This window comes from Ruegeria sp. HKCCD6426, assembly GCF_057221115.1.
Genome location: NZ_JBWVBF010000003.1, coordinates 48,027 through 74,209, shown reverse-complemented (window position 1 = coordinate 74,209; position 26,183 = coordinate 48,027). Strand labels below are relative to the sequence as shown.

At 57.7% G+C, this 26,183-nt stretch carries 28 protein-coding genes; 15 read left to right on the top strand and 13 right to left on the bottom strand.

What is annotated here, in order from left to right; all coding sequences use genetic code 11:
• Window positions 1-370: 370 nt before the first annotated feature.
• On the top strand, window positions 371-1,153 hold the full coding sequence (locus tag AC2TDA_RS09205; RefSeq protein WP_480846142.1) for an extensin-like domain-containing protein: 783 nt from the start codon (window positions 371-373) through the stop codon (window positions 1,151-1,153).
• 27 nt (window positions 1,154-1,180) lie between these two features.
• On the opposite strand, the gene AC2TDA_RS09200 is transcribed toward AC2TDA_RS09205, so the two are convergent.
• Together AC2TDA_RS09200 and AC2TDA_RS09195 are read right to left on the bottom strand one after the other, a co-directional pair.
• Window positions 1,181-1,552: an OB-fold nucleic acid binding domain-containing protein gene (locus AC2TDA_RS09200; RefSeq protein WP_480879023.1), complete on the bottom strand. Its 372-nt coding sequence runs from the start codon at window positions 1,550-1,552 to the stop codon at window positions 1,181-1,183.
• Between the two features lie 112 nt (window positions 1,553-1,664).
• Window positions 1,665-1,979 (bottom strand): hypothetical protein, encoded by a 315-nt coding sequence (locus tag AC2TDA_RS09195; RefSeq protein ID WP_480846146.1) that lies wholly within the window; start codon window positions 1,977-1,979, stop codon window positions 1,665-1,667.
• A 296-nt stretch (window positions 1,980-2,275) separates the two neighbouring features.
• On the opposite strand from AC2TDA_RS09195, the gene AC2TDA_RS09190 reads away from it, so the two are divergent.
• Complete coding sequence (locus AC2TDA_RS09190; protein WP_037307538.1) at window positions 2,276-2,599, top strand: 2Fe-2S iron-sulfur cluster-binding protein; 324 nt, start codon at window positions 2,276-2,278, stop codon at window positions 2,597-2,599.
• Window positions 2,599-3,393, top strand: a complete 795-nt coding sequence (locus AC2TDA_RS09185; RefSeq protein ID WP_480879022.1) for an FG-GAP repeat domain-containing protein — start codon at window positions 2,599-2,601, stop codon at window positions 3,391-3,393. The genes AC2TDA_RS09190 and AC2TDA_RS09185 overlap by 1 nt, the downstream gene beginning before the upstream one ends.
• 89 nt (window positions 3,394-3,482) lie before the next feature.
• On the opposite strand, the gene purD is transcribed toward AC2TDA_RS09185, so the two are convergent.
• Complete coding sequence (gene purD / locus AC2TDA_RS09180) at window positions 3,483-4,745, bottom strand: phosphoribosylamine--glycine ligase (RefSeq protein WP_480879021.1); 1,263 nt, start codon at window positions 4,743-4,745, stop codon at window positions 3,483-3,485.
• A gap of 75 nt (window positions 4,746-4,820) precedes the next feature.
• On the opposite strand from purD, the gene xseA reads away from it, so the two are divergent.
• Both xseA and AC2TDA_RS09170 read left to right on the top strand, forming a co-directional pair.
• Window positions 4,821-6,305: an exodeoxyribonuclease VII large subunit gene (gene xseA, locus AC2TDA_RS09175; RefSeq protein ID WP_480879020.1), complete on the top strand. Its 1,485-nt coding sequence runs from the start codon at window positions 4,821-4,823 to the stop codon at window positions 6,303-6,305.
• Between the two features lie 3 nt (window positions 6,306-6,308).
• Window positions 6,309-6,950: a glutathione S-transferase family protein gene (locus AC2TDA_RS09170; RefSeq protein WP_480879019.1), complete on the top strand. Its 642-nt coding sequence runs from the start codon at window positions 6,309-6,311 to the stop codon at window positions 6,948-6,950.
• Between the two features lie 7 nt (window positions 6,951-6,957).
• Here AC2TDA_RS09170 and AC2TDA_RS09165 read toward each other — a convergent pair whose 3' ends face one another.
• Window positions 6,958-7,353 carry a hypothetical protein gene (locus tag AC2TDA_RS09165; RefSeq protein ID WP_480846153.1) on the bottom strand — a complete coding sequence of 132 codons (396 nt, stop codon included), beginning with the start codon at window positions 7,351-7,353 and terminating at the stop codon, window positions 6,958-6,960.
• A 143-nt stretch (window positions 7,354-7,496) separates the two neighbouring features.
• Between AC2TDA_RS09165 and AC2TDA_RS09160 the strand changes: the two genes are divergently transcribed.
• From AC2TDA_RS09160 to AC2TDA_RS09140, 5 genes are all read left to right on the top strand, one after another.
• On the top strand, window positions 7,497-8,135 hold the full coding sequence (locus AC2TDA_RS09160; RefSeq protein ID WP_480879018.1) for a lysoplasmalogenase family protein: 639 nt from the start codon (window positions 7,497-7,499) through the stop codon (window positions 8,133-8,135).
• Window positions 8,136-8,193: 58 nt separating this feature from the next.
• Window positions 8,194-9,336 (top strand): signal recognition particle-docking protein FtsY, encoded by a 1,143-nt coding sequence (gene ftsY / locus AC2TDA_RS09155; RefSeq protein WP_480879017.1) that lies wholly within the window; start codon window positions 8,194-8,196, stop codon window positions 9,334-9,336.
• Between the two features lie 84 nt (window positions 9,337-9,420).
• Window positions 9,421-10,323 carry an EamA family transporter gene (locus AC2TDA_RS09150; RefSeq protein WP_480846159.1) on the top strand — a complete coding sequence of 301 codons (903 nt, stop codon included), beginning with the start codon at window positions 9,421-9,423 and terminating at the stop codon, window positions 10,321-10,323.
• Window positions 10,324-10,340: 17 nt separating this feature from the next.
• On the top strand, window positions 10,341-10,946 hold the full coding sequence (locus AC2TDA_RS09145) for an inner membrane-spanning protein YciB (RefSeq protein WP_480879016.1): 606 nt from the start codon (window positions 10,341-10,343) through the stop codon (window positions 10,944-10,946).
• Between the two features lie 107 nt (window positions 10,947-11,053).
• The gene (locus AC2TDA_RS09140) at window positions 11,054-11,722 is read left to right on the top strand and encodes a Crp/Fnr family transcriptional regulator (RefSeq protein ID WP_480846163.1); all 669 of its coding nucleotides are present in this window, start codon (window positions 11,054-11,056) and stop codon (window positions 11,720-11,722) included.
• Between the two features lie 254 nt (window positions 11,723-11,976).
• Here AC2TDA_RS09140 and AC2TDA_RS09135 read toward each other — a convergent pair whose 3' ends face one another.
• From AC2TDA_RS09135 to rpiA, 6 genes are all read right to left on the bottom strand, one after another.
• Window positions 11,977-13,428, bottom strand: a complete 1,452-nt coding sequence (locus AC2TDA_RS09135) for a Do family serine endopeptidase (RefSeq protein ID WP_480879488.1) — start codon at window positions 13,426-13,428, stop codon at window positions 11,977-11,979.
• A gap of 167 nt (window positions 13,429-13,595) precedes the next feature.
• Window positions 13,596-13,790, bottom strand: coding sequence for a DUF2065 domain-containing protein (locus AC2TDA_RS09130; protein WP_480846164.1), 195 nt, complete (start codon window positions 13,788-13,790; stop codon window positions 13,596-13,598).
• Window positions 13,790-14,686 (bottom strand): protease modulator HflC, encoded by an 897-nt coding sequence (hflC, locus tag AC2TDA_RS09125; RefSeq protein WP_480846165.1) that lies wholly within the window; start codon window positions 14,684-14,686, stop codon window positions 13,790-13,792. The genes AC2TDA_RS09130 and hflC overlap by 1 nt, the downstream gene beginning before the upstream one ends.
• Window positions 14,686-15,831 (bottom strand): FtsH protease activity modulator HflK, encoded by a 1,146-nt coding sequence (hflK, locus tag AC2TDA_RS09120; RefSeq protein WP_480846167.1) that lies wholly within the window; start codon window positions 15,829-15,831, stop codon window positions 14,686-14,688. The genes hflC and hflK overlap by 1 nt, the downstream gene beginning before the upstream one ends.
• Before the next feature lie 72 nt (window positions 15,832-15,903).
• Window positions 15,904-17,262, bottom strand: a complete 1,359-nt coding sequence (gene gor, locus AC2TDA_RS09115; RefSeq protein WP_480879015.1) for a glutathione-disulfide reductase — start codon at window positions 17,260-17,262, stop codon at window positions 15,904-15,906.
• A gap of 116 nt (window positions 17,263-17,378) precedes the next feature.
• Complete coding sequence (gene rpiA, locus AC2TDA_RS09110) at window positions 17,379-18,164, bottom strand: ribose-5-phosphate isomerase RpiA (RefSeq protein WP_480879014.1); 786 nt, start codon at window positions 18,162-18,164, stop codon at window positions 17,379-17,381.
• Window positions 18,165-18,331: 167 nt separating this feature from the next.
• On the opposite strand from rpiA, the gene AC2TDA_RS09105 reads away from it, so the two are divergent.
• The 4 genes from AC2TDA_RS09105 to AC2TDA_RS09090 are packed head-to-tail and all read left to right on the top strand — an operon-like array spanning window position 18,332 to window position 21,828.
• On the top strand, window positions 18,332-19,033 hold the full coding sequence (locus AC2TDA_RS09105; RefSeq protein ID WP_480879013.1) for a glutathione S-transferase family protein: 702 nt from the start codon (window positions 18,332-18,334) through the stop codon (window positions 19,031-19,033).
• A gap of 1 nt (window position 19,034) precedes the next feature.
• On the top strand, window positions 19,035-20,408 hold the full coding sequence (locus AC2TDA_RS09100; protein WP_480879012.1) for an L-serine ammonia-lyase: 1,374 nt from the start codon (window positions 19,035-19,037) through the stop codon (window positions 20,406-20,408).
• Between the two features lie 40 nt (window positions 20,409-20,448).
• Window positions 20,449-20,865 carry a GFA family protein gene (locus tag AC2TDA_RS09095; RefSeq protein WP_480846175.1) on the top strand — a complete coding sequence of 139 codons (417 nt, stop codon included), beginning with the start codon at window positions 20,449-20,451 and terminating at the stop codon, window positions 20,863-20,865.
• 48 nt (window positions 20,866-20,913) lie between these two features.
• A complete protein-coding gene (locus tag AC2TDA_RS09090; RefSeq protein WP_480846177.1) occupies window positions 20,914-21,828 on the top strand; it encodes a DMT family transporter in 915 nt (304 codons plus the stop codon).
• Here the strand turns inward: AC2TDA_RS09090 and AC2TDA_RS09085 are convergent.
• A complete protein-coding gene (locus AC2TDA_RS09085; protein ID WP_480879011.1) occupies window positions 21,773-22,480 on the bottom strand; it encodes a thiamine diphosphokinase in 708 nt (235 codons plus the stop codon). The two genes, AC2TDA_RS09090 and AC2TDA_RS09085, sit on opposite strands and share 56 nt — an antisense overlap.
• 120 nt (window positions 22,481-22,600) lie before the next feature.
• Between AC2TDA_RS09085 and AC2TDA_RS09080 the strand changes: the two genes are divergently transcribed.
• Window positions 22,601-24,352, top strand: a complete 1,752-nt coding sequence (locus tag AC2TDA_RS09080) for a hypothetical protein (protein WP_480879010.1) — start codon at window positions 22,601-22,603, stop codon at window positions 24,350-24,352.
• 209 nt (window positions 24,353-24,561) lie between these two features.
• On the opposite strand, the gene AC2TDA_RS09075 is transcribed toward AC2TDA_RS09080, so the two are convergent.
• Both AC2TDA_RS09075 and AC2TDA_RS09070 read right to left on the bottom strand, forming a co-directional pair.
• Window positions 24,562-24,807 carry a DUF2842 domain-containing protein gene (locus AC2TDA_RS09075; RefSeq protein WP_480846181.1) on the bottom strand — a complete coding sequence of 82 codons (246 nt, stop codon included), beginning with the start codon at window positions 24,805-24,807 and terminating at the stop codon, window positions 24,562-24,564.
• On the bottom strand, window positions 24,807-26,099 hold the full coding sequence (locus AC2TDA_RS09070) for an adenylosuccinate synthase (protein ID WP_480846183.1): 1,293 nt from the start codon (window positions 26,097-26,099) through the stop codon (window positions 24,807-24,809). Before AC2TDA_RS09070 ends, AC2TDA_RS09075 begins: the two co-directional genes overlap by 1 nt.
• Between the last annotated feature and the right edge of the window lie 84 nt (window positions 26,100-26,183).

Genomic DNA, 26,183 nt, shown 5'->3' with positions numbered 1-26,183 from the left:
AAAACAAATATTTTCGTAGCTGTTGGACAAGCAACGCACTCGACTCACAGTTTTGAGCAGGTTCCCAACTTCCCTTGAGTGCGGCACCAGTTGCATTGTCACTTACAGCGAAACAGACTTCGGCTATCTTGATGAATTGTTTCGGGTAACATTTTGGATTATATCGTTAATTTTCTTTATCGCTCAATTTTGGCGATCACTGGCAATGGCGTGTATAGTTTGATTGGGGAGTATAGTTGCGTGTGGCGCTCGAAATCGGAAACTGTCTGATGCATCAATATTCCATCCGAAATCGAAGCAAACATTGTAAGTTTACCTAGGTCGGGCAGAGTAGGATTGAACCAGTCATGATAGGATACAAATCGATTTGATGCGGATATTAACCGCGATATTGATGCTGTGCGCGGGTGGTATGGCGAGTGCCGCGCCGGATTGTGCTGAAAGACCATACATTCAACCTTCCGATCTCATTGCATACGAGCCGGTCGGCGACGGTGACGTGCACACCGTAAACGCGTCCGCGACAGCCGCGGCTGCACCAGGGCCGGAGGTGGTGGTTTCTCTGAGGCCAGAGTTGCGGCCCTGCAAGTTTCGTCTGATCGCACTCGGACGTGAGAAATTGCAAAAACGAGGCGCGGTGTGCGGCGATTGGACAATTCTGGGTGAGAAGCGCAAGTCTTTTTCAGGAAAATACCGTGGATGTGGAATCACCAACCCAATTCGGGTTCATATGGTGTCTGACATCTTGCTCAGTCAGTTAGCGCTTATGGATTGCGAGACGGCTATTACGCTCAAAACATGGATTGAAGGCACGGCCAAACCAGCTTTTGCTGACCATGGGGGGGGCTTAAAGGGATTGCGTCTTGCTGGCCACTATTCTTGCCGGACGCAGAACAATCAGCCTCGCGCGCGTCTTTCTGAGCATGCCAGAGGTCGAGCAATCGATATTTCTGCGTTTGTGTTAATGGATGGCACTGTGATTACTGTTGGCGACGGGTGGAACGCTGAAAATTCGAGCGACGTTATGCGTAAGCTGCACAGCGGCGCCTGCGGTTTGTTCGGCACGGTGCTTGGTCCCGACGCGGATCGGTTTCACAAGGGGCATTTCCATTTTGATACGGCTCGTCATCGCAGCGGAGCACTTTGTCGCTAGCGCGCGTGGGATTGCTGGGGGCCTTTCCTACCCCTCGCCCTGCACCAGCACATCCAACATGCCTGAGATATCCTCGATTTCTTCCGCGATCACATGGGTCACCGAATGCGCACGCTGCATCCGGCCCGTCACCCGCAAAAGCCGCCCCGAGATCACCGCACGGCGGAAGCGTTCGTAGATCTTGCGCCAGACCACCACGTTCACGATGCCGGTCTCATCCTCAAGCGTGACAAAGATCACCCCCTTCGCCGTCCCCGGTCTCTGCCGCAGGATCACCAGCCCCGCCACCGCCACTAGCGCGCCCTCGGGCGGGGCGTCCAACTGACAGGCGGGTAGACAAGCGGGAGGGCGGGGCCAGTTCCGGTCCGGAGTTGCAGGGCGAGCGACAGTCACAAGCATAAGAACAAAAATAGAACAAACGGCAAGGAAGTCCAGTCGAAACCACCCTGCGAAAACTGCCCTTATGCGGCCAGGTCGCGCGCCGACAGAAATTCACTCGGCGCGCGGAAACTCACTTGGCGTCGTGCGCATTGAACTTGGCCAGACCTTCCCGCAACGCAATCTTGGCCTTGGCAAGGTCATCACCATCCAGCGCGTCCAGCGCCCTGATTACGTCACTGCGCAATCGCAGCGCTTTCGGGCCCGGGGCTCCAACCGGATGCAACTCATCATCATTTGCAGCGGTCAATGCGCCATGGCTGATGCCATCAATGACATCGACAATCTTTGCCTGGCTTTCGCCGAACCACGCGGCAATATCATGTTCTTCATCACCGCGATCATTCATTCCAACAACAATTTTCGCGTCCTGTACCGTAAGTGCCATAAATTTCCTCCACATCTTGGTCAGCGTAACAGGGCATGATCAGCACAAATCCAACCACCCGACAACCGCCAGATATCATTCCCGTTTCAATCATAGAGAATACGTCACAATCGAATTGCACTTCACGCCAATCAGCAAGGTTCGCGAGCGGGCAATGAACCGCCCGAACCGAAACAAAAGGAAAACGCAGCCGCGCATTGAACAAACACGTTACGTCTGGCTGCAAATGAGGCTGGAAAGACCCGGAATGCTTGACTAAAGAAGATGCGGAACATCGCAAAAGGAAGACGCACGCAATGGCAAAGATCACCTATGTCGAGCATGGCGGTACCGAGCATACAGTCGAGGTCGCCAACGGACTGACCGTCATGGAAGGGGCACGTGACAATAATATCCCCGGCATCGAGGCCGATTGCGGCGGTGCCTGTGCCTGTTCGACCTGCCATGTCTATCTTCACCCCGACTGGGTTGAGAAAGTTCCGGCCAAGGATGACATGGAAGAAGACATGTTGGACTTTGCCTTTGAACCTGACCCTGCCCGCTCGCGCCTGACCTGCCAGATCAAGGTCACCGACGCGCTGGATGGTCTGGTCGTGCAGATGCCCGAAAAGCAAATCTAATGCATTCCAAGGCGCCGCGCCTGCCCGCTTGCTTGTGGCAATGCCGGGCACGCGGCGCTCTGCTGCTGTCGTGTATGTGGCTCGCGGGGACGAACCCCGCAGCTGTCGCCGATACAATCACCAGTGCTCGCTACTTTGAACCTACCACGCGCTATGCACATGGCGTTCTGGGCGACAATGTCGAATACGGAGCCCTTCAGCTCTCGGTCAAAAACGCATCAGCGACAGCCGAACTGCTCACAAACTCAGTCCTGAAGCGCTCCATAGTGACAATTCGTTTGCCACTGGACCGGGTATTCGAAGATCTCGCCCCACGACTGGTGGACATTGATCAAGACGGCACGTTCGAAGCTGTCGTTGTCGAGTCTCATAACCAAACGGGCGCTCAGTTGGCGATATACAACGCCCGCGGAGACAAGATCGCCTCGACACCACATATCGGCACCCGTTTCCGCTGGCTCTCTCCGATCGGTGCGGCAGATCTGGATGACGACGGGCACATCGAAATTGCCTATATCGATCGCCCGCATCTGGCCAAGACCTTGCGCATCTGGCGGTTCGCGGACGGCAACCTGACAGAGATCGCCACCCTACCTGGCCTGACCAACCACCGGATCGGCGAAGATTTCATCAGCGGCGGCGTGCGGGATTGTGGCGCAGGCCCGGAACTTGTCGTCGCCAGTGCTGACTGGCGCAACGTTGTCAGTGTGAAATTCAATGGGGACTGGGTGCAGAACGCGCTAGGCCGCTTCACACCCGACGCGATTGACCAAGCAATGGCCTGCACATCCTAAACAACCGCAGCCCGCATCAGCGGGCTGCCCGGACAAAGGCCTTTGGCGTCACATCTTTGATGCAGCGTCAAGACGCGGGAGCCCTGCGATCAGAGAGCTCTCCAGCCGATGTCGCGACGATAGAAGCCGTCTGGCCAATCGACGCCTTCCACCATCGCGTAAGCCCGATCCCGGGCTTCGTGCAGCGTGTCACCCCGTGCGGTCACGTTCAGAACACGACCGCCAGACGCCTGAATTTTCCCGTCAGCCGATTTTGTTCCCGCATGAAAAACCATATTCATGCTATCCTCAGCCAAAGCATCCAACCCATTGATCACAGTACCCTTATCATACGGTCCCGGATACCCGTTGGCCGCCATGACCACCGTAATCGCGTGGTCATCGGCCCAGTTTACCTGTGCCTCACCCAGCCGCCCTTCTGCAGCTGCGTGCATCAAGTCCATCACCTGAGCCCCCAGACGCATCATCAGCACCTGGCATTCCGGGTCGCCGAACCGGACGTTGTATTCCACCAGTCGAGGCTGCCCGTCCTTGATCATCAAACCCGCGTACAAAACTCCCTGAAACGGCGTACCTCGACGTTTCATCTCGGCCATGGTCGGACGCACGATCTCATTCATCGCCAGGGATTCGACTTCCGTGCTCAGTACCGGGGCCGGCGAATAGGCGCCCATGCCGCCGGTGTTCAAACCTGTATCACCTTCGCCCACACGCTTGTGGTCCTGTGCTGTGCCGATGGACAGAATATCCTCTCCGTCGCAAAGCACGAATAGCGACGCCTCTTCTCCTTCCATGAATTCTTCGATGACTACTTCCGCCCCGGCGCCGCCAAACGCACCGCCGAACATGTCGTCAATGGCATCCAGCGCGGTCTGTTCGTCCATGGCAACGATCACACCTTTACCTGCCGCCAAACCATCGGCTTTGACCACAATCGGAGCGCCCTGTTCCTGGATATAGGCTTTGGCTGGCTTGGCCTCAGAAAACCGCGCATAGGCCGCGGTTGGTGCGCCCGCAGCATCACAGATTTCCTTGGTGAAGCTTTTTGATGCTTCCAGCCGAGCAGCCTCGGCCGAAGGACCAAAGACCAAAACGCCAGCTTCACGCAAACGATCAGCTACACCCGCTGCCAAGGGCGCTTCGGGGCCGACGATTACAAAATCAATCGCATTTTCTTCAGCAAAGCTTACAACCGCCCCGCCGTTTTCGATATCCAGCGCCGCGCAATCGGCAATCTGCGCGATCCCGGCATTACCCGGCGCCACAATAAGACGGTCGCATTTGGGGTTTTGCATAACCGCCCAGGCCAGGCTGTGTTCGCGCCCACCGCTGCCGAGAATGAGGATATTCATGAATGCTCTCCGATCTGCTTGGCCTTGCTTGCGGGGCGTTCTAAGCTGGGCAGGCATTTGACACAAGGCGCTGAAATGTCCGACCTGCTTGACGACCCTGTTCCGGGTCAAAATACCCCCGAGTACACAGTCTCCGAGATCTCTGGCGAGGTAAAACGCACGCTCGAAGGCTCGTTCGGGCGAATCCGCGTGCGCGGCGAAGTCGGGCGTGTATTCAAGGCGCGATCGGGCCATTTGTATTACGATGTCAAAGACGATCGGAATGTGTTGGCCTGCACCACGTGGAAGGGTCAGGTTTCCGGGCTGTCTGTTGTCCCCGAAGAAGGGCTAGAGGTGGTTGTCACCGGTCGCCTCACCGCCTTTGGCGCGCAGTCAAAATACAATATGAACGTCGATGAGGTCGCCGTTGCTGGCCAAGGCGCGCTGATGGCGCTGCTGGAAAAGCGCAAGAAACAGCTTGAGGCCGAAGGGCTGTTTGCACCCGAGCGCAAGAAACCCCTGCCCTATCTTCCCCAGATCATCGGAGTTGTGACCTCTCCATCCGGCGCTGTGATCCGGGACATCCTGCACCGTCTTCGCGACCGCTTTCCGCGCAAGGTGCTGATCTGGCCTGTCGCTGTGCAAGGCTCGAACTGCGCCCCCGAAGTTGCTCGCGCCATCGAAGGCTTCAACCAACTGAGCCCAGGCGGCGCGCTACCGCGTCCCGACCTGATCATCGTCGCCCGCGGCGGGGGGGCGATCGAGGACCTTTGGGGCTTCAACGAAGAAATTGTCGCCCGCGCTGTAGCCGCTTCAGAAATCCCTCTGATTTCGGCGGTCGGGCACGAGACCGACACCACCCTGATCGACTTTGTGTCAGATCGACGCGCGCCCACGCCCACCGCGGCAGCAGAACTGGCTGTTCCTGTGCGGATGGAGCTGCTGGCCTGGACAGGTGAACAGGGCGCCCGCCTGTCACGCTCTGCTGCTGACGCAGTCCAACGGCGCAGCCAGCGCCTGCGCGACCTGTCCCGCGCTCTGCCGCGCGCCGGAACTTTGCTGGACACACCGCGTCAACGATTGGATCAGGCGTCTGAACGCCTGCCCAACGCCCTGATCCGGGGCGTTCAGACTCGCCGTCTGAATTTGCTGGATACTTCGGCGCATCTGCGTCCTTCGACACTGCGCGGGCTAGTGGAAACCCGCCGTGATCGTTGGCGTAACTTGTCCTCACGCCTGTCACTCCGTCCAATTCAGCGCGAAATGACAACCAGGCGCGATACGCTGAACCGACTGACGGACCGCATGAACACTGCCCAGGCCACACGCCTGGACCGCCTGCGCCAACAATTGGAGGCAACAGACCGCCTGCGCGAAACGCTCAGCTACAAGGCGACGTTGGAACGCGGTTATGCTGTCGTGCGCGTCGAAGGAGAAGTCGTCACGACGAAAGCGCAAGCATCAGAGCATCCGGTTCTTGAGATCGAATTCTCCGATGGCCGGCTCCAAACAGGTGCACCAACCAAACCTTCTGTGAAAAAAGCCAAAGCGAATACTCCGGATCAGGGATCGTTGTTCTGAGCCATGCTGACGATCTGGGGTCGCAAAACATCATCCAACGTGCAGGCCCTGATGTGGTGTGTTGGTGAGCTTGGCCTGGAGTATCAGCGGCATGATGTAGGGCACCGCTTCGGTGGGCTCGATACCGAAGAGTTCCGGAACCTTAATCCGAACCGAACCATCCCGGTATTGCAGGATGGTGAAAACCCGCCACTGTGGGAAACCGGACCAATCTTGCGTTTTCTCGCGGACCGATATGGCAGCGACGCGTTTTGGCCCAAGGACCCTGTACGGCGGGCCGAAATCGACAAATGGGCCGAATGGGCAAAAATCAACGTTGCTATGGCCTTTACGGTTCCGGTCTTTTGGCAGGTTGTTAGAACCACATCATCAAAGCAGGACGCCGACGCCGTAAAGCAGGCCGTCGCGGCCCTTGAAGGCAAACTGAAAATCGCCGACGAGCGACTGGCGGAAAGCACATACCTAGCCGGGCCGGACCTGACTCTGGCGGATATTCAACTCGGCCATATCCTGTTTCGCTACTACGATATTGATATTCAACGCGCGCGCCTTCAATCCCTGCGACGGTACTATGGCACATTGACTGAACGGCCTGCGTTTCAGGAACACGTCATGATTAGCTATCGCGATCTTCAGGTGACCTAATCAAACCTCAGACGCCAACTTCTGGGCCAAGGCATACCATTTCTTCCTCGACATCCTCGGCCTCATATAGCTCCGTGGCTGCCGGATCACCCTCGAACTGAGCAATCAGCCCGCCGCTCGACCGCGTGAAGACCCAGCATTGGGGGTCCAGTCGGTCTTCGTACAGAAAACAAATCTGGTCTTCGCGTTCGTACCACACGCCTTTCTTGCAGTCGCCGTCCAGAAACGACCAGATTACGCGACGATTAGGCAGGTACTGTTCGACCCCATAGATCTGGCCACCATAACCATAAAAAAGTGTCTTGCCGTTGGTATAGCTGTCGAATTCGGCACCGGACATTGGCGATTGCGCACCAGCAGCTGGCGCCGAGACAAGAGCAAGAATCAGCAGGCGTTTGAACATGACCATATTCTGTCAGATGCCGCGCCACGGCACCATTCAACCTTTTCCTGATCCGACGGCTAACTCTACGTCACAGCTTGAGTCTGCATCTCACACCGGGTGACAGTGTGAGGCAGTGCACCGAAGCCCGAAGGTTAGATGGAATGACGCAGATACTCTTTATCGCAGCTTTCATTTGCGCCCTAGCCTACCTGCCACTAACGGTACGCCCGGCCAGTTCGTTGCGCACCATCGCGAAAACCGTTTCGGTAGCGCTGCTGGCGGTACTGGCTCTGATGCAAGCCGCACCGTGGCTGTTGGTATTGGCATTGGCGATGTGCGCTGTCGGGGATGCACTTTTGTCACGTGAAACCGATGCGACCTTTATGGCTGGAATCGGTGCCTTTGCCGCCGGGCATCTTGCCTATATCGCACTGTTTCTGACCTTTCCCGCCAGCGACGCCACTCTGATCTTAGACAACCCGGGCATCGCCTGGTCTCTCATCCTGCTGGGCATCGTCATGGCTACTCTGCTCGCACCTCGCGCCGGTGAGCTGAAGGGGCCGGTTCTGGCCTATATTCCGATCATCCTCGGCATGGGTGTAACAGTTCTGGCAGTGCCCGAGGCTGGTGCATTACGCTGGGCGCTTCCTGCGGCAATTGCCTTCATCGCATCGGATCTGATTCTGGCGACCGAAAAATTCCTGTTACCCGCTGACCACCCTGCTCTGAAGCTCACGCCTTATCTGGTCTGGCCGCTATACTGGGGTGCGCAGGCCGGATTCCTGTTTGCCTTTTCGTGACCCTTTGCAACTGCCGCAATTCCGCATTAGGTGAAGGGAACACCTGCGGAGACCAAAAATGGCGTTTTTTTCCAAGCTGAAGGACAAGCTGTTCAAATCCTCATCGCGCCTCGAGCAAGGGCTTGAGGCGATTGTTGAGGATGGCGGCGAAGAAACCCCGGCACCCGACCCGGTGATCCCCGATCCCGAGCCCGAGCCGCAGCCGGTTCCCGAAGTTCCCAACCCGGAACCAGTCCCGCAACCGCTTGAACCTCCTGCGCCAATCCCGGCTGACCCCACACCGGCCCCGACACCTCCGGAAGTTCCCGAGAGCAAGGGCCTGCTGGGCCGCCTGTTCAACCGCGGCGACGACAAGGCAGTGGTTCGCCGCACGCTGGATGACGACATGCTGGAACAGCTCGAAGAGCTGCTGATTGCGTCGGATATGGGCGTTGACACTGCTCTGCGCGTCACCGCCAACATGGCCGAGGGGCGTTATGGCCGCAAACTCTCGGCCCGGGAAATAAAGCAGCTTCTGGCACAGGAAGTGGCCCGTGTGATGGAGCCCGTCGCCAAACCTCTGCCCATTTACCCCAAGCGCCCGCAGGTGGTTTTGGTCGTGGGTGTCAACGGCTCCGGTAAAACCACGACCATCGGTAAGCTGGCCAGCCAGTTCAAGGCGGCAGGCAAAAAGGTCGTCATTGCCGCTGGCGACACTTTCCGCGCCGCAGCAGTAGAACAGCTGCAAGTCTGGGGCGACCGCGCCGGTGTGCCGGTACTGACCGCGCCCGAAGGATCGGACCCGGCTTCGCTGGCCTACGACGCGTTGACCAAGGCGCAGGAAGAGGGCGCTGATCTGCTGATGATCGACACTGCCGGCCGCTTGCAGAACCGTGCCGACCTTATGGAAGAGCTGGCAAAAATCGTTCGCGTTATCCGCAAGGTCGACGACACTGCGCCCCACAACACCCTGCTGGTGCTGGACGCCACAACTGGCCAAAACGCGCTTAGCCAAGTGGAAACCTTCCGCAATCTGGCCGATGTCTCAGGCCTCGTGATGACCAAGCTCGACGGGACGGCAAAAGGCGGCGTTCTGGTGGCACTCGCAGACAAGTTCGGACTGCCGATCCACGCAATCGGCGTAGGTGAACAGATTGACGATCTCGCCCCTTTCGACCCAGAAGATTTCGCCGCTGCTTTGACAGGTTTGGACGCAGCCTGATCTGACCTTCATCCGGTTCGGAGTATCCATCAGGGATGAAAGCCAGATAGCCCCCACCATATCAATCCAGCAAAAGGCCAATTTTTGAGCGACTGGCTGATCTCCCTTGAAGGCACAGAAGCCGGCCACAGGCTGGCCCTTGGCCTGGCACTGATGGCAGCTTTCCTGCACGCGGTCTTCGGTGCACTGCAAAAGGGGCGCCATGACCCTTGGTTGTCGCGCGGCGCCATTGACGCTTGCTATTGCCTGATGGCCGCTCCTCTGGCGTTCTTCGTGGTTCCGTGGCCCGAACCCTATATGTGGCCGATCTTCGCCGTCGTTTGGCTTATTCACATCGCCTACAAAATGCTTCAGGCCATGGCGTACACCAAAGGCTCATACACCGTGGTCTACCCCGTTGTGCGCGGTACAGGCCCCCTGTTTACTGTCATCGGTGCTTTTCTGTTGTTCGGAGAAACATTCTCGGTGGTTCAGTGGCTAGGTGTGGCAACACTGCTGGCGGGTATCTTCGGACTGGCAGCATACAACTTCCACTTTCTCGAGACCAACCGAGAAACGCTTGGCATCGCTCTGATTCTGGCCGTTGCCACCGGCCTGTTCGTGGCGCTCTACACGACCTATGACGCCTACGGCATTCGCGCCACCGCTGACCCGTTCACCTTTCTGGCCTGGTTCTTCATGATCGACGGTGTGGCGATGCCGATTTATGCAGCGCTTAGATGGCGGGCCATGATCAACCGCCCGGCGCTTGGCCCGCTGATGCTGCGTGGCCTTGTGGGGGGTATCATCGCCCCACTTTCCTTTGGCGCCATCATGTTGGCCACCCGACTGGACAAGGTCGGCGAGGCTGCCGTTCTGCGCGAAACGTCGACTGTCTTCGCGGCATTGATCGGCTGGTTGGTGCTGAAAGAAACCGTCGGTCCAAGACGCATTGCACTGATGGCATTGATTGCACTCGGCGCCGTAATAGTTGAAATGGGCGGGTAAGCAGCAGGACGCACACCATGACAGGTAAAAAAGACATCAACCCATTTCTGAAGCAGGTGCTGGAGCTTGGGCCTCCGCTGGCCTTCTTCTTCATTTACCTGCGTCTGCGCGACGACAGTTTTCTGATTGGCGGGGTCGAATATTCCGGGTTCATCGTGGCGACAATTCTGTTTGTCCCGCTGATGCTGGCCGCCATGGGCATCCTTTGGTACCTGACCGGCAAACTCAGCCGGATGCAGATATTCACGGCATTCATGGTGATATTTTTTGGCGGATTAACGGCTTGGTTCAATGACGAGCGGTTCTTCAAGATGAAAACAACGCTGGTTTATGGCTTTTTCTCGATCATCCTAGGCATCGGCCTTCTGCAGGGAAAATCCTATCTGGCTTACGTGTTGGACGAGATGCTGCCGATGCGCAATGAAGGTTGGATGATTCTGACGCGCCGTCTCTGCGCGTGTTTTGCAGTGCTGGCCATGGCCAACGAATTTGTCTGGCGAACCATGTCGACGGACCTGTGGGTGAAGATCGAGACCTTCGCCTTTCCCATCGCCCTTATGGCCTTTCTAATGCTGCAATTCAGCGTGCTGCAACGCTATATGGAAGACCCCGACCAGCAATAGTGCAGCAAACGCTTGCAAGATTATCAGACAAATTCCTTGGCTTAGTGCCAAAGCTGTGGAAAGTTGAGGGACCACTCAAAACACTCAACCGGAGTACCGCTCGCATCATGATGGCCCTTCCCAGCAGTGGTTTCCTGTCCGAAGCATCTGAAAGGCTGAGGGCAATGCTTGCCGCACAAGCGGTTGAAGTCGTGCTGAACCGTGGGGACGTTTTGTTTGAGCAAGACGATGAGGGCGACGCGCTCTACGCCATTCTGGAAGGCACGCTCGAGGCGTCTTTTCTTGCGATGAGCGGGCGCAAACTGTCCCTCAGCCTGATGCGACCTGGCGAGGTCTTCGGCGAAATCGCGCTTTTTGACAATGGCCCGCGCACAGCCACGATCACCGCCGCTGAGGCATCACGGGTCCTGCGCGTGCGCCGGAATGACGTGATGGAACAAATCCGGCGGCATCCAGACCTTGCGGTCGACATGATACGGCTGGCCGGTCTGCGGATGCGCTGGATGGGAGCCCAGTTGAACGAGCAGGTGTTCTTGCCGATGCCGGTGCGGCTAGCCCGAAAACTGCTGCTGCTGGCCGGGCAACAGGATAACCCAACTGCGCGCATTACCCTGTCGCAAAGCGAACTAGCAGAGTTTGTCGGCGCGACGCGCGAGGCGGTTTCGAAAACAATCTCGACCTGGAAACGCAGTAACGTGGTCGAAGCTTCCCGCGGCGGCCTGCAAATCCACGACTTCGATGCTCTGAAGCAGCTGGCCGATTCCGATTTGATTTAAAAAAGTTCCGACCTTGTGAACCGCTTCACATACCAGACGTCATTCTTGACGTATGGTCGTAGATGTTACCGTAGGAGGTTGGTTTTATCATCCCCGATATCTGTCCACCAGCCTCTCCCTGTACCAGAGCCATATGCCGTCCCCGGCATATGGCTTCTCTCATTTTAAGGGCGTATTTCATCATGCTCTGCACTGAAAATGAAAAAGGCCGAGGTGCTAACCCCGGCCTAGATTTCGGTTTCTTCTGAGTACGCTTACTCTTGAAGGCTCAGCGCTACAAACCTCGGCTCGCCGCCGCGGCGTACCAGCAGTAGTAAGGATTTCCGCCCAGCTTCGCGCGCTTCATCCATCCGCGCCTCAAGATCATCGATCGAGGTCACTTTCTGCTGACCCGCTTCGGTGATCACATCGCCAGCACGCAGACCTTTCGAAAACGCTTCTGACGCCTCGTCGACGTTGGACACGACCAACCCTTCGGCGTCAGCATCCAGGCCCAGATCCTCTCGCAACGTTTCTGTCAGCGGTGAGATCGTCAGACCAAGGATATCCTTGTTTTCCCCCTCTTCCGCTTGCGGGACCTCTTCTTCACTAGTCTCGGCGCGCTCAGCATCTTCGCGACGACCCAGCGTGACCAGAACAGTTTGAGTACCGCCATCGCGATGAACCACAACGCGCACGGACTTGCCTACGGTTGTTTCACCAACCTGACGAACCAGACCGCGCGTGTCCTCGACCTCGACCCCGTCAAAGCTGATGATCACGTCCCCGGCCAGCAGACCGGCCTCTTTGGCGGGGCCTTCCGGCACATCGCTGATCAGGGCACCACCGGGTTTGTCCAGACCCATCGCTTCGGCCATATCCTCAGTGACATCCTGGATGCGAACGCCCAGCCAACCGCGCCGTGTCTCGCCAAACTCGCGCAACTGATCGACAACCTTGACAACAACGTTCGACGCCATTGAAAAACCAATCCCGATCGAGCCGCCGTTGGGAGATAAAATCGCGGTGTTCACACCGATAACTTCACCATCCATATTGAACAGCGGTCCGCCCGAGTTGCCCCGGTTAATCGCCGCGTCAGTCTGGATGTAGTCGTCATATGACCCGCTCAGAGCCCGATTACGGGCCGAAACGATCCCGGCTGAAACGGAAAACCCCTGACCTAAAGGGTTGCCCATGGCGATGACCCAATCGCCCACCCGCGCGGTGTCGCTGTCGCCGAACTTTACATATTGCAATGCCGTTGGTGCCTCGACCTTAAGCAAAGCAATATCTGTCTTTTCATCCGTACCGATCACTTTGGCGGGCAGTTCTTCCGCAGGCTGACCATCCCCGGGGAAGAATTCGACAAGGATTTCGTCTGCTTCCGCGATAACGTGGTTGTTAGTGACGATGTAGCCATCTTCGGAAATCACGAAACCTGATCCAAGCGCATTGCTGCGGCGCGGCCGGTTTTCGTCTTCCCCGCCGTTCCGATCCTGAAACTCTCGGAAGAAGTCTTCGAACGGAGAACCCTCGGGCACGATCCCCTGCGGACCGGTGTGGCCTTCGATCAGAGTGCTTGTAGTGATGTTGACCACCGCCGGGCTGATTTTTTCGGCCAGCGGCGCCAAGCTTTCGCTCCGGGCCTGTGCGGCAAGGGTCTGCGCCAAGACAAACAACATCGTGGCAAATCCCAACCACATCAGCCGCAACCTTGTGCTCATCTCGTCCTGCCGGACGGAAATACTGCGTGCGTGTGCCTGCACCGGGGATCTCCTTATGAATTCATGTCGACCGTGTTCACAGCCGTTCTTGCAAAACAATGTAGTCAGTTTGTCAAAGCCCGCAACACGGGATCGCGGTTAAATCACTGGCAAGTGAGGATACTACTTCAAAACCCGACCTGGTACGCACCCCACAACAACACCAGACCGCTGACCACGCACAGCAGTCCGACCAGCCGCCGCGCCTGCTCTGGCATCGCTCTGAGGGCTTCGAGCATGCGCTCGATAAGCGAAGGGGCCAGCGCATAGGCCAGCCCCTCGACAATCAGAACCAGCCCGAAGGCCAGAAGGATCATGCCCATTACTCAGGTACCGCAGCAGCCGGTGCCCGTCGCCCGGTGGGAGAGCTGAGATAGTTGAAAAACTCCGAATCCGGGCTCAAAATCAACGAGCTGTTCCCGCCTTGCAGTGCGTTCTCATAAGCGGTCAGCGAGCGGTAGAACTCAAAGAACTCCGGGTCCGCGCCATAAGCTTCGGCAAAGATCGAGTTGCGTTCGGCATCTGCCTCACCGCGAATGATCTCGCCTTCGCGACGCGCGTCTGACACCAGTTCAACCACGGTCCTGTCGGCCTGCGCGCGCACACGCTGGGCAGCTTCGTTACCACGTGCGCGTTCGTCGGTAGCTTCCCGTTCCCGTTCAGCTTTCATCCGGTCGAATGTCGCCTCAAGGTTCGCCTGCGGCAGGTCGGTTGCCTTCAGACGCACGTCGATCACGGTTACGCCCAGCGCAAGTGCTTCAGCAATCGCGCTGTTGCGGATGCGCAGCATCAGCGCGGCACGATCCGAACTCAGGATATCACGGGACGAAACCGAACCCAGCACTTCACGCGTCTCAGCACGCAGAATTCGATCCAGTCGATCTTCGGCTACAGGTATACCACCAACACCAACGGCCTGTCGGAATTGGTTCAAATCCGCGATCCGATAGCGGGCAAACGCGTCTACCACCAAACGGCGATCATCCAGAGGCGTCACCTCCAACGGCTGAACGTCGATTGAAAGGATGCGGTCGTCATAACGGACAACTTCCTGAATCAGGGGGATCTTGAACGCCAGGCCAGGGTCTTCCTTGACCGAGACGACACGACCGAATTGCAGAACCAGCGCGCGTTCGCGTTCGTCCACGATAAAGATCGAAGACAGAATACCAACAACCGCAATCACGATGACCGGCAGAATGAAAGTCGTTTTACGCATCAGTTGCTCTCCTCACCGGAATTGCGACGCAGCTCGTTGAGCGGAAGATACGGAACGACGCCCTGCCCTTGTCCAGTCGAGTTTTCGTCCAGAATGATCTTGTCCACGTCGCCCAGAACCTGCTCCATCCGTTCCAGGTACAGACGCTTGCGAGTCACCTCCGGTGCTTTAGAGTACTCCTCGAGAACAGCGCTAAAGCGGCTGGCTTCACCCTGCGCACTGTTGATTTGTTGTGCGCGATAGGCTTCGGCTTCTTCCAGTACCTGAGCGGCTTCACCACGCGCTTCAGCCAGGACCCGGTTGGCGTAAGCATCAGCAACGTTCTGTAGGCGGTCGCGCTCTTGCGCGGCGGCCTGAACGTCGCGGAACGAGGCGATCACGTCCTGCGGCGGGTCGGCCTTGTCAAAGTTCACACGAATGATGTTCACGCCCGAGTCGTAGCTGTCCATCGTCAGCTGGATCAGTTCCTGCAAACGGTCGGCAATGATGCCGCGGTCCCGGTTCAGGATCGGCGCCAGCTCGCTTTGCGCGATAATCTCGCGCATCGCCGATTCCGACACCGCGCGGATCGTTTGACGAGGATCGCGCAGGTTGAACAGGTATTTGGCCGGGTCGTTGATGTTCCAGACGACCTGATAATCGATATCGACAACATTTTCGTCGCCGGTCAGCATCAGACCATCATCGCTGCCGCGCGTGCCGCCCATGTCTTCGGTTTGTTCACGAGTAACAGGAATGACTTCTGCGGTAACCACAGGCCAAGGAGCAAAGTTCAGACCCGGATTCCCAACTGCCGAAAACTCTCCCAAAAACAGTTCAACCGACTGTTCTTCCGGTTTAACGGTGTAAAAGCTTGCCGCCGCCCAAAGACCTGCCGCGACCACCAGACCAATCACTACGGTCCCTTTGGTAAACACCGGTCCGCCGCCACCGGATCCCTGTCCGTTGCTGCCACGGCCACCGCCGCCGCGCCCGCCCATCAGCACGCGCAACTGCTCCTGACCCTTTTTCATCAGCTCATCGATCTCGGGGATCTGCGGGCCTTCACCTTCGGGAGGCTTGCGCCCATCCCCGTTGTTTCCCCGATTTCCTCCGCCACCGGATGAGCCTCCGCCCCCCCAGGGGCCGCCGCTGTTGCCCGCCATGTTTTTCAATTCCTTCGTTTAGGCCCGTGTGAACACGGGTTCCCTTGTAACTTGTGTGCGCGCAGTTGCAAATCAAGCAGTGCGTACAGGTTGCCGCATTGTCACCAGTTCTTCGGCCATCACGGGATGAACTGCAACCGTTCGGTCGAAATCTTCTTTGGTCGCGCCCATTTTCACGGCGATCCCGGCCAGTTGGATCATCTCACCCGCGCCCGGCGCGACGATATGACAACCCAGCACCTTACGCGTCGCCTGGCTGACGATCAGCTTCATGAGCACGCGCTGTGTGCCTCCGGCAAACGCCTTCTGCATCGGCTTGAACGAAGTCGCATAAACCTCGATCGGCTCCTGCTCGGCTGCTTCCTCCTCGCTCAGCCCCACTGTGCCCATCTCGGGCTGAGTGAAGATCGCGGTTGGGATCAACTCATGATCCACCGGTGTTGGATTACCTTTGAAGACGGTTTCCACAAAGGCCATGCCTTCGCGGATGGCAACCGGCGTCAGGTTTACCCGGTCGGTCACGTCACCGATAGCATAGATCGAAGGCACAGCAGTTTGGCTGTATTCGTCCACGATGATCTCGCCTTTGCGGCCGCGTTCGACGCCCAGACTTTCCAGCCCGAGATCATCAGCATTCGGTGCGCGGCCCGTGGCATACATGACTACATCGAACAGTTGCTCTGAACCGTTCGTTGCCTTTACCCAGATTTTGTCGCCCTGTTTTTTCATCTCAAGCACATTGGTGCCCAGATGCACATCAACACCGTTCTGGCACATTTCTTCACAGATCAGCCCGCGGGCCTCATCATCGAAGCCACGCAGGATTTGGGCGCCGCGATAGAATTGGGTCGTTCGCACCCCCATACCGTTCATAATCCCGGCGAATTCGCAGGCGATATAGCCGCCGCCAACGATCAGCATCGTTTCGGGCAGTTTCTCCAGATGGAAAATCTCGTTCGACGTGATTGCCAGATCCGAGCCAGGAAATTCTGGTACAACCGGGCGTCCGCCTGTCGCCACCAGAATATGCTTGGCCGTCTTGCGGGTGCCATCTGTCAGCTCCACTGTGTGTGAATCCAATAGGCGGGCGCGTTGATCGAAGCTTTCGACGCCATTATTTTTCAGAATGTTGCGGTAGATACCTTCCAACCGATCCAGCTCGGCATGAAGTTTGCCACGGAAGGTACTCCAGTCAAACGCACCGGACTGAATGTCCCAACCATAGGCCTGTGCGTCGCTGACTATGCCCGAGTATTCACTAGCAAAAACCATCAGTTTTTTGGGCACGCAGCCTCGAATCACGCAGGTGCCGCCATAGCGGTCTTCCTCGGCCAATGCCACCTTGGCGCCATTTTCACCCGCAGCAACGCGCGCCGCGCGGACCCCGCCCGAGCCTCCGCCGATGACGAACAGATCGTAGTCAAAGCTCATGCTGGGTTCCTTTGTTCAACTTGCCAAAATTCTCTGGATATCTGGGCGCAATATGTCGATTGCCAACCCCTAGGGGCCGAAAAAACGTTTTTCTGAAGACCTTTGAGGCGTGATTCTCAATCCGCCAGATTCGAAAACAGATTCTCGGTGCCGTCGCTGGGCTGGTCCGTCTCCACAGTACCTTCGTTCAGATCGCGCACTTCAACCCGTCCGTCGCCGTGACCGATGACAACCTTGTCGCAGATGTCGATGAACAGGCCGTTCTCGACCACGCCCGGCACCTGATTGAGCATCAATGCCAGATGGCGTGCGTTACCGATGCGCTTGAGGTGCAGGTCCAGGATGTGATTGCCCTCGTCAGTGACCCTTGGCGCTTCACCATTCATCCGCAGCGTGACCGACGTACCAAGCACGTCCATCGCATCCAACGCCTCTTCGATCAGGGTCCGGGTGGTTTGCCAGCCAAATGGGATCACCTCGACCGGCAAGGGGAACGCGCCCAGAGACTCAACTTCTTTGCCGGCATCGGCGATTACGATCATCTGGTCGCTGGCGGTGGCCACGATCTTTTCCTGTAATAAGGCCGCACCGCCACCTTTGATCAGGTTGAATTCCCCGTCAAACTCATCTGCTCCGTCGATGGTCAGGTCCAGCCAGCCCGCCTGATCCAGCGAGACGACCTCGATCCCCACTTCGCGCGACAGCTGCGCCGTTGCGGTCGAGGTCGGGACGCCTTTGATCTGCAATCCGTTGTCACGCACCCTCTCGCCCAGCCGGCGCACCATCCACGCCGCGGTCGAACCGGTGCCCAACCCAACGCGCATCCCGTCCTGAACAAATTCGGCTGCGCGACGTGCGGCAACACATTTAGCTGTCTCGATGGGTGACATTTCTCCGGTCATGGCTGGTTCCCCTCAGATTGCTGACGGCGTTATACGGAATGCTCCGGTCGACTGCGAGAGACAATTCGCGGCTGCGCTGTGTTAACATGTCGCTGAAATACGCGTTTCCGATTGGAAACGTCGCAATCAAGGCTTCGCCCATTGTACGCATGTCTAACATAAGGCTCATGGAATCGCCGTACCGCCTGCATTATGCCCCCGACAACGCCTCGCTGGTGATCCGGCTGGTGCTAGAGGAGATGGGCCTGCCGTACGAAACCGTTCTGGTCGACCGCAGCCGGAACGAACAAAATGGCGTGGCGTATCGCGCTCTGAATCCGAATGGGTTAATCCCGGTTCTGGAAACACCCCAAGGTCCGATTTTCGAAACTGCGGCGATCCTGCTGTGGCTGGCGGACGAGCACGGGAAAATGGCCCCCGACGCAAGGAGCCCGGATCGGGCGGCATTCCTGAAATGGCTGTTTTTCGCGTCCAACACCCTGCATGCGGATCTGCGTATCTTGTTTTACGCCGAGAAGTACATCGCCCCGACCCAGGCCGAAACCTTGCGTGCGGGGATACGACCGCGCCTGCGGCAACACCTGAAACTGCTGGATGCCGAAGCCAAGAAAGCACCCTCGTGGCTTACCTCGGAGCAACCAACTGTCCTGACATATTATCTGGCCTGCATGCTTCGCTGGATGGCTCTGTACCCTGCCAGATCGGACCGCAGCTGGTTCCAATTGCCGGATACGCCTTATCTTCAAAACATGCTGATGCGGTTGGAAGCACGACCAGCAACACGCGCCGCCATTAAGGCCGAAGGGTTGGACGTCACGCCCTTTACCTCACCCACCTACGCAAACCCACCAGAAGGCTCCGCTATCTGACATGTTCCTCTCTGTCTTCGATATGTTCAAAGTGGGCATAGGCCCGTCTTCTTCTCACACCATGGGCCCCATGGTCGCGGCCGCACGCTTTCTAGACCTGATGCGTGCCTCGCCGTTCGAATTCGCGGGCCTGCGCGGGTCCCTTCACGGTTCCCTGGCGTTTACCGGTGTAGGCCACGCCACCGACAGGGCTACAATCCTGGGGTTGGCTGGATTTGTGCCGGACAATTACGACAACAACAAAGCCGAAGCCGCATTGGCCGAAATCGCCAAAACGCACACTGTAACACCGGACGGATTGCCCGAGCTGAAGTTCGACCCCAAGACCGATCTAGTATTTGACTATGACAACAACCTTCCGGGCCATGCCAACGGCATGATCCTGATGGCCACGGACGCACAGGGCGATGTGATCCTGCGGCAGGTTTATTACTCCGTCGGCGGCGGTTTCGTCCTGACCGAGGAAGAACTGGCCGAAGGCAAAGACACCAACGACGGTCCTCCGGTGCCCTTCCCGTTTCATTCGGCGGCCGAGATGCTGGAAATGGCGAAGACGAGTGGCAAGAGCATTGCCGATATGAAGCGCGCAAATGAAATCGCGCGTGGTTGTGCCGACAGTTTTGCCAAAGGAACCGCCCGTTTGTGGGAGGTCATGAACAACTGCATCGAACGCGGCCTGACCACCGACGGTATCCTGCCCGGTGGTCTGAACGTGCGCCGCCGCGCCAAGGGCATTCATGATGCGCTGATTGCCGAACGTGGCATGAACCTGAACGCTCCCCATACCATCAATGATTGGATGAGCGTCTATGCCATGGCCGTAAACGAAGAGAACGCGGCCGGTGGGCAAGTTGTCACCGCTCCGACCAATGGCGCGGCGGGTACGATGCCTGCAGTGCTGCGCTATTACCTGGACCACGTACCGGGCGCATCAGAAAGTCATATCGAAGATTTTCTACTCACCGCAGCAGCCATCGGCGGTCTGGTTAAGTATAACGCCTCGATTTCCGGAGCCGAAGCGGGATGTCAGGCCGAGGTCGGCAGCGCCTCGGCAATGGCAGCCGCGGGCCTGTGCGCTGTCATGGGTGGCACTCCGGAACAAGTCGAAAACGCAGCCGAAATCGCGCTGGAGCATCACTTGGGCATGACGTGCGACCCCGTGGCTGGCCTGGTTCAGGTGCCCTGTATCGAGCGCAACGGTCTGGCCGCCATCAAAGCCGTCTCGGCTGCGTCCCTGGCGCTACGCGGCGACGGGCAGCATTTCGTGCCGCTGGACGCGGCTATCGAAACCATGCGGCAGACAGGGCAGGATATGCACGAAAGATACAAGGAAACCTCGCTTGGCGGGCTGGCGGTGAACATTCCCAACTGCTGATACAATCGTCCAGCTGACAGGTCTTAGGAAAGGGCAACCAATGAACGGTCGTTGTTTATGCGGAGCGGTTCGGTTCGAGGTTGATCCCCCTGTCCTATCCTGTGTCACCTGCCATTGCGAAAGCTGTCGGCGGCAATGTTCGGCCCCGATGACGGCTTACTTCGGGGTGCGTGATGGACAATGGCGCTGGACGGGTGAAGAGCCTCGATTGTTCAACTCCTCGCCTGGCGTCGAGCGCAGTTTTTGTTCGTCCTGCGGTACACCGATGTCTTTCCGTTCAAAATCCATGTCGGATGTAATGCACCTGTACGTGGCCGCGCTGGACGATCCCGAGGCGTTGCAACCGACGCTGCACGTGGCGCACGAGGAAAAACTGAGCTGGCTCAAACTGAATGACGGTCTGCCTTGCTGCGTCGGCCCGGACTACACGAAATACCAACCGCTGCCTGACGATTAACTGGCACGTCTCTTTCCACGGCGTCAGCAACCCGCTAGCGTCGCCGCCATGACTCAGGATCGCCCCGTCTTCGGCATCGTTTTGATGCTCGGCTTTTGCATACTCGCACCACTTGGCGATGCCATGGCAAAGCTGTTGGGCGAAACGACACCTCTTGGACTGCTGGTTCTGGTCAGATTTGCGGTGCAGGCCATCATCCTGATCCCGCTGGTTGCCCTCACTGGTCGCACCTGGCGAATGCAGGGGCGTGTCTTGCGATTGACGGTGATCCGCACGCTTCTCCACATCATAGGGATCGCGGCAATGTTCAGCGCGTTGCAGTACCTGCCGCTTGCAGATGCAGTCGCTATCGCCTTTGTCATGCCCTTCATCATGCTGCTACTGGGAAAATATGTACTGGGTGAACAGGTCGGTCCCCGCCGCGTGATCGCATGCATCGTGGGCTTCACTGGCACGCTGCTGGTTATCCAGCCCAGCTTTGCCGCGGTTGGCCTGCCTGCATTGCTTCCATTGATCGTAGCTGTTGTCTTCGCCCTGTTCATGCTTGTTACGCGGCAAATTGCCAAAGAGACTGACCCGGTGTCACTGCAGGCCGTGTCCGGCGCCATGGCTACGATCTTTCTGCTGCCGCTGATGCTTTTCGGAACAAAGGCCGGGGTTTGGGAGCTGACCTTGATCCTGCCGACTGACAAAATCCACTGGTTGCTGCTGGCCATTGGTGTTCTCGGTACAGTAGCTCACCTGTTGATGACCTGGTCTCTGCGATATGCGCCGTCGGCGACGCTTGCCCCGATGCAATATCTGGAGATTCCAGTTGCCACCCTTATCGGATGGCTGATTTTTCGCGATCTGCCTGACGGGATCGCAGCGCTAGGAATCGCAATTACCGTGGCCGCCGGTCTCTATGTCATCCTGCACGAGCGGGCCAACGCCCGGTCTGGCCCGACAGAAACGCCTGCATGACCTGATCCAGGGCCGCACGGGGCACCATGACTAAAAGCCCGGGTCCGTCCATTTGAAGCTCCACCTCAGACAACGCGCGGTTCGAGGTGCCAACCCGCCCGTCAGGTGACAGGCCCAACCCGTCGATAGGCCATTCCAACCCTTTGCTGCACCCGGTTACATGCCGAAGCGGAAATAACGACACGGTTTCTCCGGCCTCAATGGGAAGAACAATCTTCGGCGGCGCGTGAAAGATCACTTCGTGCGCGCCCAACAATACACAAGGTCGATCCTGTAACCGCACCAGCGCATTGAACACCGCCAATTGGTGATCCACACGCCCGCCTAAAAAGCCGACACCTAAAATCAAAGGCGCTTCGATGCTGCGCAATGCTTTGTCGAAATCCGTGCTGTCCTGTTCCCGGATCGGGTACAAGCGATCCTCTGGAATGCGGGTACGATATCTGGGTTCGAGGGAATCGAAATCTCCGATGACCGCCTCTGGCAAATGCCCCGAATCGATCAATGCCGCCGCCCCTCCATCTGCCGCCACGGCACGATTGACGCGAGTGAGTGCTAGAATCGTATCCTCTGGGCCGATCAGTCCACCACCAAACAGCGCTATTGGCTCCTCAGACCGTACAATCGGCCCGTTTTTCTTAAGATTGACCATTTTTCCCGCTTTTGGACATATTGAGACCACAAAATGATAGACTCATGGACAAAGTTTCGAGTCGATACCGTGCGACTAGCTCGGATTTCGGCCTGGTAGTTTGTAGAGGACGTGCGTCTGATGGTACAGAACAACAAGGTATTGACCGTATCCTACGGAACCTTTTCCTGCACTTTGGAAGGCTTTGACGATTCATTTGAAACGATGAAAGCTATTGCCGAATACTTCCGTGATCTGGCAGCAGATGACCGGTATTTCGGATCCGAACCTCCGCAGCCAGATGCCGAAATGCTGACTCGCATCGCCCAGCGCGACATCGCACGCAAAGTCGAAGCCAGCCAGAATGACAGCGGCCTGTTGTTGCGCGCCACGGAAGCAGCCCCCACCGTTGCCGCCGCACCTGTCGTCGATGCCCCTGCACCGGAAGCCCCCGCCGAACCAGTGGCACGACCAGCCCATAGCCCGATTGCGGCAGCTACTGAGCCAGCCGCCGACAGCATCGCAGCCAAACTGCAGCGTATCCGCGCCGTGGTTTCGCATTCCAATGAAAATCCGCCGCAGTTTGGCGAGGACGAGGAAAACGGCTTTATCGAGCCCGCGCGGCCTCAGGTAGACGCCATATCGGCCGCATTTGAAGCAGGTGCACTGAACCCGGCTGATTTGTCGGAAGACGAACCGCGGACCGAGCTCACCGAAGCAGACGATACAACAGAGGCGGTTGAAGCGCCCCGGTTGGAAGAGTTTGAAGAAACCGCAGAATCAAGCGAACAGGTAGGTACCGAGTTCCAAGCTGAGATCGCTGTTCCTGAAGACATCGATCCGTCAGATCTGGAAGAAGCGCAGATTTCCATCGAGTCGGCGTTTGAGCAGGATGCCGAAACCCTGAATGAGATCCTGGCACTGACTGGTGCTGAGGCCGTCGAGGCGACCGAACCGGAAGCAACCGAAGCGGCAGAGGCTGAGCAGCCCGAGGTCACTTCGGACGACGTATTGTTTACCGATGCCGAAGACACTGCCGAAGACGAGCCGGAAACAGATGGCATCCTCAATATTCTCAGCGAGGATGAGGACGAAGACGAGGCAGAAATCGAGGTGGATGAGGCGGAACCTGAAAGCGCTAGAAATGTTCTGAGCGCTGAAGACGAGGCCGATCTGCTCGAGGAAATCTCGCTGGTCGAAGCTGAACTTGCGGCGAGCTCGGATCACAAAGTGGCGGAAGATAGTGGCTTGGATCAGGACGTCTCGCGTTTGATGGATACGGCCGACGCCCGCATGGACGATCCGGCAACCAGTGATCAGCGCGAAACCTACTCGCATCTGCGCACCGCCGTGGCAGCGACCGAAGCCGAGCGCGTTTCCAAAAGCAGCGCCGAATCCGAAGACGCAGAGTACCGTGGGGATCTGGCATCGGTTGTCAGCCCTCGCCGGCCCGAGGTCAACGTCACAAGCATTCGCCCCCAGCCAGACGCACCCGCTCCGCTGAAACTGGTGGCCGAGCAGCGTGTTGACGCTGACAATGATGAAGAAACAGGCCCAATTATGCCCCGGCGCGTCCAGTCCTCGCAGGATGACGGGACAGAAGAAGGTGGCTTTGCCAGTTTCGCTCAGGAACAAGGCGCGCAATCACTGTCCGACCTTCTGGAAGCTGCCGCCGCTTATCTTTCGTTTATTGAGGGGCAGGAGCAGTTTTCGCGCCCGCAGCTGATGAACAAGGTCCGCTCTCTCAAGCAGGATGATTTCAACCGGGAAGAAAGCTTGCGCTCATTTGGTCAGTTGCTGCGGGACGGCAAGATCGAAAAAGCTGGCGGCGGTCGTTTTTCAGCCTCGACCGAGATCGGCTTTCGGCCCGACGACAAGCGCGCTGCCGGATAAACACCGAAAACAATAAAGAACTACCCCCTCGAAGAAAGGGCCAGAGGTTTTCTCTGGCCCTAATTGATTGACACGTAATCGTTTGGCGGGATCGCTGAAAACACGTAGGCGACAGGTGTTATTCAGCAGAGACCGCCACCTGAGCCAAATTTATTTGTTCGGACTGAAAGTGTGGCGTCAATTGCCGATGACGAAGTTCGTTGCGACGTTCAGTTCGCGTCCTGATCCGGGTCTTCCTTACCCACGCCGCGGAACACGAACTTGAACGGCAAGGCCCACACGATGCCAAGCGCAACATAAACCAGCAGCTCCAGCCAGATTGGTGGACGATCCAGCCAATTCAATACAGTCACGACGGCGACAATGTACAACGGCAAACCGACCAGCAGCAGAACCAGAGACCAGCGCCGCCGCGCCTTGTAGCTTAAACCCGGTTTTTCGTCAGGACTGCCCATTAATCGGCAAACGGGTCGGTCACCAGAATGGTATCCTCCCGCTCCGGGCTGGTGGACAGCAGCGCCACCGGGCATTCGATCAGTTCTTCCACCCGGCGCACGTATTTGATCGCGTTCGCGGGCAGGTCTGCCCAGCTGCGCGCGCCTTCAGTGGATTCGCTCCAGCCCGGCATTTCCTCGTAGATCGGGGTACAACGAGCCTGTTGATCAGCAGCAGTGGGCAGATAATCCAAACGTTTGCCATCCAATTCATAGCCGGTACAGATTTTCAGCGTCTCAAACCCGTCCAACACATCCAGTTTGGTCAGCGAGATACCGTTCACGCCGCTGGTCGCACAGGTCTGGCGCACAAGGCAGGCGTCGAACCAACCGCAACGGCGCTTGCGGCCAGTGGTTGTACCAAACTCGTGTCCGCGCTCACCCAGACGCTGACCATCATCATCATCCAGTTCTGTCGGGAACGGTCCTTCACCAACACGGGTCGTATAGGCCTTGACGATCCCCAGTACGAAGTCGATCGACCCTGGCCCGATGCCCACACCGGTAGACGCCTGTCCCGCGATCACATTCGAGGAAGTCACAAATGGATAAGTTCCGAAATCAATATCCAGCAATGCGCCCTGCGCGCCTTCGAACAGAATGCGTTTACCCGCCCGGCGTTTTTCGTTCAGGACTTTCCAGACGGGCGCGGCAAAGGGCAGAATCTGCGGTGCGATTTCTTTCAGCTGTGCGATCAGACCGTCACGATCAATAGGCTCCAGCCCAAGACCATTGCGAAGAGCGTTGTGATGCACAAGGGCCCGATCAACCCGCAGAGCCAGTGTTGCATCATCGGCAAGATCGGCAACTCGGATCACTCGGCGACCGACTTTATCCTCGTAGCAAGGGCCAATGCCACGGCCGGTCGTTCCGATCTTGGCAACCGAATTCTGATTCTCGCGCGCCCGGTCCAATTCTCCGTGGAAAGGCAGGATCAGAGGCGTATTTTCGGCGATCATCAGTGTTTCAGGCGTGATATCAACGCCTTGCGCGCGAATTGTCCCGATTTCTTTGACCAGATGCCACGGGTCCAGGACGACGCCATTCCCGATCACGCTCAACTTGCCACCGCGCACCACGCCCGAAGGCAGCGCGTGCAGCTTGTAAACCTCTCCATCAATGACCAGCGTATGACCGGCGTTATGTCCGCCCTGAAAACGCGCGATCACGTCCGCCCGTTCGCTGAGCCAGTCGACGATCTTGCCTTTTCCTTCGTCACCCCACTGGGCGCCGACAACAACCACGTTGGCCATATCCGGTCCTTTTGCGCTGAGTTATCAAACCCGGCTCATATAGCGGGGGGAAAGCAGCAGGGAAACCGGTAATTCGACGCAGCC